The sequence below is a fragment of the Geminocystis sp. NIES-3709 genome (genome assembly GCF_001548115.1).
Classification (GTDB): domain Bacteria; phylum Cyanobacteriota; class Cyanobacteriia; order Cyanobacteriales; family Cyanobacteriaceae; genus Geminocystis.
The window spans coordinates 3,669,632-3,682,252 of the sequence record NZ_AP014821.1; the positions used below are offsets into that span (position 1 = coordinate 3,669,632).

At 32.4% G+C, this 12,621-nt stretch carries 12 protein-coding genes; 7 read left to right on the top strand and 5 right to left on the bottom strand.

Features of this window, described 5'->3' with window-relative positions:
* Window positions 1-393 precede the first annotated feature (393 nt).
* Both speD and GM3709_RS15645 read left to right on the top strand, forming a co-directional pair.
* Window positions 394-807: an adenosylmethionine decarboxylase gene (speD, locus tag GM3709_RS15640; RefSeq protein WP_060832855.1), complete on the top strand. Its 414-nt coding sequence runs from the start codon at window positions 394-396 to the stop codon at window positions 805-807.
* Window positions 808-1,368: 561 nt separating this feature from the next.
* Window positions 1,369-2,484, top strand: coding sequence for an ABC transporter permease (locus GM3709_RS15645; RefSeq protein WP_060833022.1), 1,116 nt, complete (start codon window positions 1,369-1,371; stop codon window positions 2,482-2,484).
* Between the two features lie 119 nt (window positions 2,485-2,603).
* On the opposite strand, the gene GM3709_RS15650 is transcribed toward GM3709_RS15645, so the two are convergent.
* The gene (locus GM3709_RS15650) at window positions 2,604-3,197 is read right to left on the bottom strand and encodes a TerD family protein (protein ID WP_060832854.1); all 594 of its coding nucleotides are present in this window, start codon (window positions 3,195-3,197) and stop codon (window positions 2,604-2,606) included.
* 235 nt (window positions 3,198-3,432) lie between these two features.
* Entirely contained in the window at window positions 3,433-4,008 is a 576-nt protein-coding gene (locus GM3709_RS15655) for a TerD family protein (RefSeq protein ID WP_060832853.1), read from the bottom strand.
* 208 nt (window positions 4,009-4,216) lie between these two features.
* Between GM3709_RS15655 and GM3709_RS15660 the strand changes: the two genes are divergently transcribed.
* The 4 genes from GM3709_RS15660 to ispF all read left to right on the top strand — a co-directional run bounded on the left by GM3709_RS15660 (window position 4,217) and on the right by ispF (window position 8,070).
* Window positions 4,217-4,951, top strand: a complete 735-nt coding sequence (locus GM3709_RS15660; RefSeq protein ID WP_060832852.1) for an OB-fold-containig protein — start codon at window positions 4,217-4,219, stop codon at window positions 4,949-4,951.
* 81 nt (window positions 4,952-5,032) lie between these two features.
* Entirely contained in the window at window positions 5,033-7,135 is a 2,103-nt protein-coding gene (locus tag GM3709_RS15665) for a flotillin family protein (RefSeq protein WP_060833021.1), read from the top strand.
* A 44-nt stretch (window positions 7,136-7,179) separates the two neighbouring features.
* Window positions 7,180-7,479, top strand: a complete 300-nt coding sequence (locus GM3709_RS15670; RefSeq protein ID WP_066121044.1) for a hypothetical protein — start codon at window positions 7,180-7,182, stop codon at window positions 7,477-7,479.
* A gap of 105 nt (window positions 7,480-7,584) precedes the next feature.
* Entirely contained in the window at window positions 7,585-8,070 is a 486-nt protein-coding gene (gene ispF, locus GM3709_RS15675; RefSeq protein WP_304438838.1) for a 2-C-methyl-D-erythritol 2,4-cyclodiphosphate synthase, read from the top strand.
* Between the two features lie 40 nt (window positions 8,071-8,110).
* Here ispF and GM3709_RS15680 read toward each other — a convergent pair whose 3' ends face one another.
* The 3 genes from GM3709_RS15680 to GM3709_RS15690 all read right to left on the bottom strand — a co-directional run bounded on the left by GM3709_RS15680 (window position 8,111) and on the right by GM3709_RS15690 (window position 10,695).
* Window positions 8,111-9,409 (bottom strand): AMP-binding protein, encoded by a 1,299-nt coding sequence (locus GM3709_RS15680; RefSeq protein WP_060833020.1) that lies wholly within the window; start codon window positions 9,407-9,409, stop codon window positions 8,111-8,113.
* The gene (locus GM3709_RS15685; protein WP_231937580.1) at window positions 9,406-10,104 is read right to left on the bottom strand and encodes a salt stress protein, Slr1339 family; all 699 of its coding nucleotides are present in this window, start codon (window positions 10,102-10,104) and stop codon (window positions 9,406-9,408) included. The genes GM3709_RS15680 and GM3709_RS15685 overlap by 4 nt, the downstream gene beginning before the upstream one ends.
* A gap of 111 nt (window positions 10,105-10,215) precedes the next feature.
* A complete protein-coding gene (locus GM3709_RS15690) occupies window positions 10,216-10,695 on the bottom strand; it encodes an NAD(P)H-quinone oxidoreductase subunit N (protein ID WP_060832850.1) in 480 nt (159 codons plus the stop codon).
* 533 nt (window positions 10,696-11,228) lie between these two features.
* On the opposite strand from GM3709_RS15690, the gene GM3709_RS15695 reads away from it, so the two are divergent.
* Entirely contained in the window at window positions 11,229-12,575 is a 1,347-nt protein-coding gene (locus GM3709_RS15695; RefSeq protein ID WP_060833018.1) for a DUF4912 domain-containing protein, read from the top strand.
* Window positions 12,576-12,621 lie beyond the last annotated feature (46 nt).

The following is a 12,621-nucleotide window of genomic DNA, read 5'->3' on the forward strand; positions in this document are numbered from 1 at the left end:
AGGAAAATAGTGTTTACTTATTAGAAATCTTACCATTGAGTCAGTGATAGACAAGAAAATTCTAACTTATATTTCCCATAACTGCCGTGAAAAGAGTAAGTAAAAGAAAAATTGATTGATAAAGTGAAGAAGTAACAGGAGAGGATTGGTTATTTTCTTCAAAAATGTATAAAAAGATTTTTTCACAAAGTACTTGACAAAGATGGATTAATTTGTATATGATGATTGTTTGGATGATTTTTGTCTTTACTTTATCTTAACCTTACTATGAACAGTCAAGTATTACTACAACTGAAAAGAAAACATAAACTAGGTTTTGGATGAGCGGACAGAAATATCTGTTAAAATCAATTGTCCCTATTAGCAAACACAATATGGAGTGAGTTGACAAGAATGAACAAAGTGGGTACACATTTAGTGGTAGATGCTTGGCAAGCACCGGCAGATCTTTTGAACAATCCAGAAAGAATCCGTCAAGGCTTGTTAGATGCTATTAAAGCTGGAAAAGCTACTTTAATAGATATGTGTGTACACCAATTTAGTCCCCACGGGGTAACAGCTACCGTTACTTTAGCGGAATCTCACATTGCAATTCATACTTGGCCTGAATATGGTTACTTTGCCGCCGATTTATTTTTTTGCGGTGCTGGGCAACCTAAAGAAGCTATGAAAGTATTACAAGTTGCACTTCAAGCTAAACAGGCAACCATGAGAGAAATCGATCGAGGTTTTCCTGAAGCGTTCGTCCATCAAAATACGACTACAATGAGAGAGGAGTATATTCCTATTCTTCAAGGTGTAGCTTAGTGTGAAAACTTGTTTGCCCTCAAATATTTGTTCTTAGAATCCTAATAATTTTTTATGAGCCTTAACTTTCAGAACTATCCTAATTTGAGGGGTATTGAATCAGCAATTAGACATAAATAGATACAATTTTCGTTATTAATTTTATGTCTAATTCAGGAATAAATTATCATCCGATTATCATTATTTCTCGTTAACCGCCACAAAATAAACTAAGAAATAAAAAACAAAAAAATAAATTTATAGATACCTACCTTGTAATTACAAATGTTACTTGGTCAAATTTTCAAACGATCGAAGCAACTTTTAATCAGATTGATTTAGGTGTAAGATTTATTTATTGTGATGGTATTTTAGAAATTGTGACTCTTAGTCAAGAACATGAAGATATTAAAAGTACGATCGATTAAGTCATGGTTTATTGATACCAGATGCTTTTATTGCACTTACCGGTATAATTAATAATTTTTCTTTATTAACAATAACAAAAAATCAAAGTGATTATAGATTTATTCCCAAAATAAATTTACTTATTTATTCATAAAAATTTTAAATTATAAAAATATGAATTGGTGGCGAAAACTTAAAAATAATCCTCTGGCAAAGTTGGGGGCAATTATTCTGATATTTTTTTATGTAACGGTTTTAGGCGCAGATTTTATCGCCCCCTATAATCCTTATTCTGCTCAAGATAATGGCTCTTTATTACCACCAACAACCATTTATTGGCGTACTCAACAAAAACAATTTATCGGCCCTCATGTTTATCCTACGACACAAGGTAAAACTGATATACAAACCGGCGATCGATTTTTAGAAATTGACTATACAAAACCCTCTCCTATTCGCTTATTTGTTAAAGGTGAACCTTATCAATTTTTACAGATAAAATTACCTTTACCCCCTACATTTGAGGAAGTAGAAATTTTCTCAGGCTTTCAATTAAATAGACGTTTATTTGGTACTCTTGGGGAAGGAAAAATTAATCTTTTAGGCACTGATGAACAGGGGAGAGATCAGCTTAGTCGTATATTATTTGGTGGAAGAATTAGCCTTTTTATTGGCTTAGTTGGAATTTTAATTTCTTTTCCATTGGGAATGATAATTGGAGGTGTTGCTGGTTATTTTGGTGGGATTTTAGACAATATTTTAATGCGACTGGTAGAAGTTTTAATGACAATTCCGGGTATTTATTTATTAGTAGCATTTGCCGCCATTTTACCCCCTAGTTTAAGCAGTGCTCAAAGGTTTTTATTAATTGTTTTAATTACTTCTTTTATTGGTTGGTCAGGTTTAGCTAGAGTCATTAGAGGACAGGTTTTAACCCTTAAGGAGCAAGAATTTGTCCAATCTGCTAAAGCGATCGGGGCAAGTTCATTTTATATTATTATTAAACATATTTTGCCTCAAACAGCAACTTATATTATTATTTCTGCTACTTTATCAATACCAAGTTTTATAGTAGCTGAATCTGTTTTAAGTTTAATTGGTTTAGGTATTCAACAACCTGATCCGAGTTGGGGAAATTTATTATCTTTAGCTAGTAATGCTTCTATATTAGTTTTACAACCTTGGTTAATTTTTCCTCCTGCTATTTTAATTATTTTGACAGTTTTATCTTTCAATTTATTAGGTGATGGTTTAAGAGATGCGATCGATCCAAAAACTATTAATAATTAGGATGAGATGAAAAAGTCTTTTGAGGAGAAGTAGGTATTAGGTATTAAGTATTAGGCTACTTTTCCAAGGAATAAACCACATTTTTTATCTCTCGCAAAGTCGTAAAGAAGGATGCAAAGTTAAGAATAAAATTTAACAATATCACCTAAACTTTTGGCTTGAAAACCATCTCCTTTTGCCATCATTTCCCAATCATCTTCCACTCGAATTAACTCTGCCATAATCATACCTGTTTTTCCTTGATAACCATTTCCTGACAAGGTATAACGAGCAATTTCTTGATTATTAGTCACATTCACTAGACGAACAAAAGCATTTTGAACTTGTGCAAAATCTTGACTTCTTTCAGAGGCATTATAAATATTAACGACAAAAACTAACTTATTAATATTCTTAGGAATTAGTGGTAAATTTACCATAATTTCTTCATCATCACCAGTTCCAGCTCCCGTTAAGTTATCACCTAAATGGTTGATAGCAGAAGAATAATGACGTAAGTTGCCAAAATAAACTATTTCACTATTATTTTTGATTTTTCCCTTAGAATCTAAGCATAAAACAGAAGCATCTAAATCAAAATTTGCTGTAAATAAACTACCTAAAAAACCACCTTTTTTTGTGACATCCCAACCTAAACCGCACATTAATTGTTGTAATTTTGGTGCTTCTTTTTTTAGAGAAATTCGCTGTCCTTTTTGTAAATTAATAGCCATAATAATAAATAATTGATAGTGAATAATTGATAATTAATTTTGGTTCTTCTACAGTCGTTATGATAAATTCAGATAAAATAAACGTTACAAGGTTTGCATTATCAAAATTATAAGAATTGAAAAATGAATTTGTGATAAATTAACAGTTTGCATTTAAACTAACACCTAATACCTAACACCTTTTTCAAGGAATAATTTATCATACTGAAACTAAGAGAGCCTTAATTTTTATTATTTATTGATAACGATCGACTAAAGCCTGTAAACCGCCTTGATAACCAGCTCCTACCGCATTCATGCGCCATTCTCCATCTTTACGGTAAATTTCAGCCATAATTAAAGCAGTTTCGATCGAGAAATCTTCCTCTAAGTCATATCGTAGTACTTCTTGTTTTGTTTCTACATCTACTAATCTGACAAAAGCGTTTTTTACCTGTCCAAAATTTTGTCCTCTTTTGTGAGCGTCATGAATAGTGACAGTTATAGCGATACGAGCAACTTCTGGAGGAACTTTTCGTAAATTGACAATAATAACCTCATCATCGCCATCTCCTTCCCCAGTTAAGTTATCTCCCATGTGTTTGACAGATTTTTCGACATCTGGGCTAGTAAGATTGTTGTAAAAAATAAAATGGGATTCAGAAATTAATTTTTCATTGGAGTTTAAAAGAAATATAGAAGCATCTAAGTCAAAATCAACTCCAGTGTCAGTAACGTTAACATCCCACCCTAAACCGATAAATGCGGCATTTAATCCGGGGGCTATTTTATCGAGTGAGACTCTTTGCCCTTTTTGTAATGATATAGCCATGATTCTTAATCTTATATTTTGTCGTCTATTTACTTATCAGTCTGACTTTTCTATTTTATGCACAGATGTTAAAGTTAATTGTGAAGTTTTGAAACTGATATTCTTAAGATTTATAAAAACTTTCTTTACATTTTTCAATCTGATTTTAAATCTAAGAGTAAGCTAGTAAATAGGAGCTAGTCGGCAATTAATTTCTTGCCCTAAAACCATGCTTTTCGATATAGCTAATTTAACTTATTGGATTTTTCTCGGTATCGGTGTTTTTCTGTTTCTCCTCGTGATTGTTTCTGGGGGTGGAGAAGATCAAGATTTGGATACTGATATGGATGTGGATGTTGATACAGACGTTGATACAGACGTTGATACAGATGTTGACAGTGATGTAGAAGGAAATGTTAATGCAGATGTAGAAACGGATAATGATCTTAGTTTCCTCTTTTTTTTATCGTGGTTTGGGGTGGGAAGATGCCCTCTTTTAATCTTGTTAGCCATTGATTTTTCAGTTTGGGGAGTGTCTGGTTGGTTTTTAAATGTTACGATCGCAGGTTTTTTTAATGCCATACCTCAAGGTTTTTTTGCTTTCTGCATTTTTGTTACTTCTTTCCTTTTTAGCATCTCGATTGGACGATTATTGGCTAATCCTATCGGTAAAATTTTCGCCAATTTTGGTGAAGAAGTAGAAGGCGATCGTCTGATTGGTTGTATTGGTTCTGTCACTTCTAAACAAGTCCCTTATCTAGTCGAAGGCAGAATTGCCCAAGCCGATGTGTTGGATAATGCTCGTAACTTAGTCACGATCGAGGTATGTTTACCAGACTGGGCAAAGGTTGTACCCCATCGAGGACAAGATGTTCTCATTATTGATCGACAAAAACACTGTTTTATTGCGATCGCTAAAGACAGTTCTGATGAGGATAAATGGCTTAATTCAATTAGGAATTAGCTGTTAGGAATTAGGAATTAGCTGTTAGGAATTAGGAAGTAAAAAATTGTTCATTGTCTATTATAAAAAAAGAGTAAAATTATGAATTTTTGGTTGCAGTTTATTCAATCTTTACCCATTAGTAATTTAGAAAATATTGAGATTGATCATTTCAATATATTTAATACAAATTCACCTGAAAATAATAATAGCTTAACTAGCAGTTTAATTACTGATATTCCTATTAATTCTAATCCAAATTTAGCTCAATTAAATATAGGAAGTATGAGCTTTTTTGGCGGATTAATTGGGGGTTTAGTTTTACTTTTAATTCTAGCTATTTGGGGTTATACAAGGGTTTATGTTGTTACTCCTAATAACGAGGCTTTTGTACGCAATGGAGGCTTTTTTGCTAAGGATAAAAAAGTTATTCTTAATGGTGGTTGTATCGTGATTCCGGGTATTCATGAATTAACTAGAGTTCCCCTGCGAGAAATTTCGATCGATGTGGTTCGACAAGGTAATTTAGCGGTTCGTACAAAAGACTATTTACGAGCTAATATGAGGGTGACATTTTATGTGTGTATTAGTGCTGATAAAGATGCTGTTTTAACCGCCGCTCAAAGGTTATCAAAAGTGGGTAAAATTTCCGCAGAAGATATAAAAGATGCTCTAGAAAAACGTGCAGATGATGCGATTCGAGCAGCCGCAAAAAAGAAAAGTATTGCAGAAATTGACTCTGATAAATTAGGTTTTGCAGAAGAAGTTTTAAATTTAATTCAACATGATTTAAGAAAAGTTGGTTTAACCTTAAATAACATTGCCATTTCTGAGATTGAAGAAAGCGATACCTATGATGAAAATAATTATTTTGATGCCCAAGGTGTTCGTTTACGCACGGAAACAATTCAAGAATCTATCAAACAAAAATTGGGAGTAGAGCTTGATAATCAACGGGAAAAAAGAGAAATTGAACTCAATACTCAAGTTGCTATTCAACAACAAGAATTAGCGGCAGAAAAACAGTCTTTAACTATTAATAAACAAAAAGAAGAAGCTAAATTAACTCAAATGAAAGAAATTGAATTTCTCAAAGTTCAACGAGAAAGAGAAGTTCAAGAAGCTAGAGATCAAGAACAAGCTAAAATTGAACGCAATAAAATCCTACAACAACAAGCGATCGAGGAAGAAAGAATTAAGCAACAATTAGCAGTACAACAAAGTCAAATTGAGGCAAATATTGCCTTAGAAGAAAGAAATAAACAGTTTAAAGTAGCTCAAATTTCTCAAGCACAAGAAGCTGAAGTCGCAGAAATCGATCGACAACGCACGGTTGAAGCCACTCGTTTATTAGCTCAAATTGCCATTGCAGAAGCAGATCAACAATCACAAATTGCTCAAAAAGAAGCTGCGATCGCCATTACCGATAAAGAAAAAGAAAGATTTGTCGCTGAAGCACAAAAAGCCAAAGCGGAAGAAGCGGTTAAAACTGCACGACAAGTAGAAAATGCTGAGAGAGAAAAACAATTATCATTAATCGTAGCGGAAAGAGAAGCGGCAGAAAAACGAATTACCGATCAAAACGTAGTAGAAATTGATGTTTTCCGTCGTCGCCGTCAAGCAGAAATTGCTCGTCAAGCAGCAGAGTTAGAAGCAGAATCTATCCGCACTTTAGCCGATGCTGAAAAGTATAGATTATTGGCTGAAGCCCAAGGTAAATTAGCCGCTATCCGAGCGGAAAATAACCTTAACAATGCGAATCGGACTGCTGACCTCATAAAAGTCATTTTCCCGATTATTGCTCCCCAATTACCTGAAATTCTCAAATCTTTATCACCCCAACCCGGAGTTTTAGGAGATGCTCGAATTTATGCTTTTCCGGGGTTAAATGGCAACGGTACAAATAGTAGTAATGATATTAATAAAATTCTACTTTCCACTAGCGGATTATCCTTAATTAATACTTTATTAGATGAGGGAAAATTAGGTAATATTATTGGTCAAATCAAAGGTTTATTACAGTCCAATGAACCTGTTAACAATAAGACTCAATTAATTAGTGATTTTAATTATCAACCAAATATTAATTCAGAAATCAACTCTTCTGAAAATATCTCAGAATCTATGGACGAAATGGAGGAATCTATGACAGAATCAGAGGAATCGGATTTCTCTCCTTGGACGGATGAAGTCGTTAACAATTAATTGAAAACCAGATTATAATTATTCATTATCAATTATTCAAACTTATGTCAGATTCAAAAGATTACAATAATCGTAAAAAATTAGAAGAATTGGAAGCAGAAATTTTAAATTCAGTTCCTAATTCGATCAAACCCAAAACTTTGAGCGGCGCAATTACTTCAGTAAAAAATTGGTTTTTAACTTTACCGCCTACGGGGAAAATTTTTGTTGGAGTATTTGGTTTAATAATCGCTTTTTCTTTGTTAAGAACAGTTTTATCGATCGTGCAATTAGCTTTTAGTTTAACTATTTTAGGGGTTATTTTTTATATAGTTTTCCAATTTGTTTTGAAACAAAAAGATTGAGATTTTTCCTATATCAAAACCTTATTTATTGTTGACTTATTATAAAAAAATAGCTCATAATACTATAGATTAGATAAGTTTTTATAAGCTAAGCATCAGTAAAGAATCATGATTAGAATTGGCAATGGTTACGATTTACACAGATTAGTTGAGGGTAGAAAACTTATTTTAGGCGGTGTAGAAATTGATCATCATCTTGGTTTATTAGGCCATAGTGATGCTGATGTTCTCACTCATTCTATTATGGATGCTTTACTTGGTGCTTTGAGTTTAGGTGATATTGGTCATTATTTTCCCCCCACCGATCCCAAATGGGCAGGAGCGAATAGTATTAAATTACTATCTCAAGTTCATCAATTAATACTCGATCGAGGTTGGACTATTGGTAATATAGATAATGTTATTGTGGCAGAACGTCCGAAACTTAAGCCTCATTTGTCGGCAATGATCCATTCTTTAGCTGAAACCTTATCGATCGAACCTGATAGAATTAGTATTAAAGCCACCACCAATGAAAAATTAGGTACTGTCGGTAGAGAAGAAGCTATTTGTGTCTATAGCGTAGTTTTGCTGTGTCAACAAAATACTTAATTCCCATTGATAAAAGAAAGGAAAATCTAACAAAAAATTGTCAAATATTAATTTTTCCTTGAGAATTACGAGGAATAACATCTAATTTATGCCAAATTTTAGGAATTTTATAGTTAGCAATTAAAGAAGTTAATTTTAGTTTTAGATCTTTTTCACAAATATTATTATTAATAGGCACATAAAAAGCAGTAATTACTTCTCCCCAATAATTATCTTTTTTCCCAGTTATATAAATATCTTTAACTAATCCCGTTGCTAAAATAGCTGTCTCAATTTCTAAGGGAAAAACATTTTCTCCCCCCGTAATAATTTTGTTACTATTTCTTCCTAAAATATATAAAAATCTATCTTCATCTAAATAACCTATATCATCAGTTGTAAAAATATTCATATCTTTAAAATTAGGATAATATCCTTTAAAAAGAGACAACGATTTAATTTGAATTAATCCTTCTTTTTTATCCTCAATAATAACTTGAGCATGAGGTAAAATTTGCCCATTACTACTATTATCCTGTCTTAAATCATTAGGTTTTAAGATAGTAATTCCTGACGCAGTTTCTGTCATACCATAGGTTAAGGCAACGGATAAATTATATCTTTTTATTAACTCAATTTGTTGTGGATAAATAGAGGCACCACCAACTAAAATAATTTTAAATTGTTGTAAATATTCTGGTTTTCGATCGAGAAAAAACTGTAACTGAGTTGGTACTAAAGAGATAAAATAATCGTGATAATCTTCAATAATATCTAAATTATTTTTAATATTTTCAAAACTATTAACAACTAAATTACCTCTACTAATAAAACATCTAATTACCTGCATTAAACCGCTAACATGATAAAGAGGAAGACAACAATAACAATTAATTGGTACAGAATTAAAATATTGATAAAAACCTTTAGCCGATGCCATGAGAGTTTCCCATGTATGAATCGCAAATTTTATCTTACCAGATGTGCCACCAGTAGGAATCATAATTCCTTCAAATCTTGGTAATTTTTTTTGTGTCGAATTGAAACTATAATTAATTTTTCCAAAAATTATATCCGGTGTCGCTAATTTTTCTATTTGTTGCCATTCTTTTTCTTGCCAAGATGAATTAATTAAAAATAGACAAGACTTACTTATAATTCCTGCAAAAAAAACAGCAATAAAATTAATAGAATTTTTCTCACTTATAAAAATTATAAGATTTTTTTCTTTTACTTTATATACGTTAATTTTTTCTAAATAATCTCTAACTAATTCAGATAATTTTTTTTCTTGATTATTAAAAGACCATTTTTTACAAACTAATTCTAAATCTTCTAATATATCCAAATTTTTATTCATTCACTTTGTTGTAAAGCTCTAAGATAATCGATCGCTGCATCTAATTTAGAAGGATAAGATAGAGAAAATTGTTCAAACCAAAAACCTTCATCTGAATAAGGATCTAATTTTTTTAACCAAAGTTCTGCTTTGCGAATTAGTTGTTTTTCCCGTCGTTGCTTTTCTAATTCCTGTTTTCTAATTTCTTCTAAATTATCGATTTTATTGTGTTGTTTAATTTCAGCTTGTTTTTTGCTAAAACTTTCTGCAATATTCTCTAAATTTTCTTCTGCTAAACTAGATTTTTGATTCGATTTAGATGATTTTTTTTGTTGCTTAAATTTGCTTTCAAGATCTCCTAATACATCATGAGGAGAATTGTTTTTATCTTGAGATGAAACTTTTTTTTGTTGAAAATTACTTTCAATTTCTGTTAATAAGTTCAGGGAATTATTATTCCTCTTGACATCTTTAGATTTTTCTTTTTGAAATTTTGTCTCTATTTCCAATAATAAATCATCCTTTTTAGTCTCTATTTTTTTACTTTGTTTATTACTTTCTAAACTAGATAAAAAAAAGTCGATCGAGTCATTATTCTTTGAATTAGTCACCTTATTAGAATGTTTAATATTATTATTAACAGAGTTTAATTGTTGATCTTTTTCTTGGTGTTTTTTCGCTATATCTTCAAGTAATTTCTCAATATTATCCATCATTATCTATCAAAATATTTTACTCAAATAAAATCTAATTCTCCCCTTATTACAAAATATTTAAAGTAAAATTAAGGGAGATTATTTAGTATTAATTATTAAGCTAAAAAATATCTAAGCAGCTACATTTAATAAACTTTCAAGAGATTGCCAACGAAAATAACGATCGCCACCTAATTCTAAAACAATTTTAATTTTAGGTTGTTGTTTTGTTAAAGTAATTAAATACTCTTTTTCTTGATTAGAAAGAACAAAACCCTCAATAATCCACAATACTAGACCTTTAGAAGAAGAAGGTAAATTTTCTAATTGAGAAAGAGCAATGGGAGGAACAAAATAAGTAAGTCCTACTGCACTTTCTTGACCAATATTTTTTTTACCTAAATGAGGAGGACGTACCCCATGAAATCCCATTAAATAAGCACTTAAATCGCCTAATCCTCTAGCAGAAAGATTAAAAGTATGATAACCGGAGTTTCTTAATCTTCTTTGATAACGTCCTTCAAAACCGCCTTCAAGAGGTGCATATACGGCTAAAATACTCGATTTTTCTAAGTCTCGAATAAAACTTTTTCCAGTAGTTAATAATGCCATAAATTTTGTTGATTATTACTAATAATATCGATACCAATTTCCTTGATTATACTTGAGGTCGATTACTTTGAACACCCATTGAGAAGTAACTGATTAGGTTATCTCAACAACAATCACAAAAACCATCAAAGCTAAATATTAAGCTAGGACGCATTTAAATAGAATGGTAAAGGTAGGCAACAGGTAGGAATTTTATCAGTCATTCAAATAATAATCTAACAACTATTCAAGAGATATATCAAGAAATCATGACATATTTTAAATTTTTTCCAATTCTTTGTTCTAAATGTTAAAAAATCATGACATTATGATCTCTATAACCCTTGTTTTTGGTTTATAAAGAATAAATAAATCGTTATACCTCTTGACAAATCAGGGTTAGATTTTGTTACATAAAGTTAAGTAATTGATCCCCAGAGAGGTTAAAACTAATTTTAAGCCTAGAAAGGTGTATTTGAACCCAATCTATTTAGTAACAAAATACTATTACGATTCTGATGATTAAAAACTAAAAGCAACCAAGATATAATGTTATGTCCAAGCAACGACCGCCTATAGAGGAAATGACTTTAAGGCAACTCCGAAAAGTTGCTAGTGTTCTAAACATCCCTCGTTACAGTCGAATGCGCAAGGCACAATTGTTGAGCGTCATTCAAGAAAAAGAAAATCAATTTATTTCTACAAATAATATCAATTCTGATAATCAAATAAATCTATCAAATCAAGTTAATACTCAGGAGGAGCAGAAAATGGAAGCATCGAAATTTGAAGTAGGGCAAGATGATTTAGTTGGAGGCCCTCTCGCTGACGTGGATCAGGGTTTTGGAGAGTTACCGGGTGGTTACGGTGAAAGTCGTATCGTGTTAATGCCTCGTGATCCCCAATGGGCTTATACTTATTGGGATATACCCCAAGAAAGAAAAGAAGATTTACGTCGTCAAGGTGGACAACAATTAGCTTTAAGATTATATGATGTCACAGATATTGATTTAAACTATCAAAGTCCCCACAATATTCAAGAATATCTTTGCGATGAATTAGCTCGTGAGTGGTATTTACCTATCCCTGTCAGCGATCGAGATTATGTAATTGACATCGGTTATCGTTGTTTTGATGGTCGTTGGTTAGTGTTAGCTAGGTCTGTACCTGTAAGAGTCCCCCCCGTTTATCCTAGTGACTGGGTAGAAGATGTTTTCGTAACCATTCCTTGGGAAGAAGATTTAAAAACCAAAACAGTTTATAAACTCACTCCTCCTGCGAAAAAAGCGGCATTGGCGGCACAACAACAGCAAAATAGCTATCATAATCAAATCCATGACGAGATCTTCGGTTTAGCTCACGGTGTAGAAGCTCAAAGAGTCGCTGGTTCTTTATACGGCAGTATGCAACAAGTACCTAGTTCCATGATTCCCGAAAATGCTCTTAGTTCTTATGTATTTCCTTCAGGGGCAGGACTATGGGCAGGAGCATCAAGTATCGCATCTGGTTCAGGTGTTGGCTTAGGCTTTGCTTCTGGTTCTGGTATTGGCTTAGGTTTAGGTTTAGGTTCTGGTTCTGGTGCGGGATTCTCTGCTGATGCGATTCCCAACAAAGCTCGTAAATTCTGGTTAATTGCTGATGCAGAATTAATCGTTTATGGAGCTACTGAACCTGATGCAAAAGTCACCATCGGCGGACGAGAAATCAAGTTAAATCCTGACGGTACTTTCCGCTTCCAGATGTCTTTCCAAGACGGTAATATTGATTATCCTATTGTGGCGGTGGCTTCTGATGGTGAACAAACTCGATCGGTTCACATGACTTTCGATCGTCACACTCCTTCTCGTAATACCAATACGAAGGAAGAAGCTGTTTTAGAGTGGTTTCCTCCTGTTCGTTAAATAGTTGGGTTGAATAATTAACCTAGTACAAAAATTGTAGGGTGGG

Bases quoted from the DNA above. Each gene is read 5' to 3' on its own strand.
- speD (WP_060832855.1), top strand. From the start codon at position 394: ATGAACAAAGTGGGTACACATTTAGTGGTAGATGCTTGGCAAGCACCG.
- GM3709_RS15645 (WP_060833022.1), top strand. From the start codon at position 1,369: ATGAATTGGTGGCGAAAACTTAAAAATAATCCTCTGGCAAAGTTGGGG.
- GM3709_RS15650 (WP_060832854.1), bottom strand. From the start codon at position 3,197: ATGGCTATTAATTTACAAAAAGGACAGCGAATTTCTCTAAAAAAAGAA.
- GM3709_RS15655 (WP_060832853.1), bottom strand. From the start codon at position 4,008: ATGGCTATATCATTACAAAAAGGGCAAAGAGTCTCACTCGATAAAATA.
- GM3709_RS15660 (WP_060832852.1), top strand. From the start codon at position 4,217: ATGCTTTTCGATATAGCTAATTTAACTTATTGGATTTTTCTCGGTATC.
- GM3709_RS15665 (WP_060833021.1), top strand. From the start codon at position 5,033: ATGAATTTTTGGTTGCAGTTTATTCAATCTTTACCCATTAGTAATTTA.
- GM3709_RS15670 (WP_066121044.1), top strand. From the start codon at position 7,180: ATGTCAGATTCAAAAGATTACAATAATCGTAAAAAATTAGAAGAATTG.
- GM3709_RS15680 (WP_060833020.1), bottom strand. From the start codon at position 9,409: ATGAATAAAAATTTGGATATATTAGAAGATTTAGAATTAGTTTGTAAA.
- GM3709_RS15685 (WP_231937580.1), bottom strand. From the start codon at position 10,104: ATGATGGATAATATTGAGAAATTACTTGAAGATATAGCGAAAAAACAC.
- GM3709_RS15690 (WP_060832850.1), bottom strand. From the start codon at position 10,695: ATGGCATTATTAACTACTGGAAAAAGTTTTATTCGAGACTTAGAAAAA.
- GM3709_RS15695 (WP_060833018.1), top strand. From the start codon at position 11,229: ATGTCCAAGCAACGACCGCCTATAGAGGAAATGACTTTAAGGCAACTC.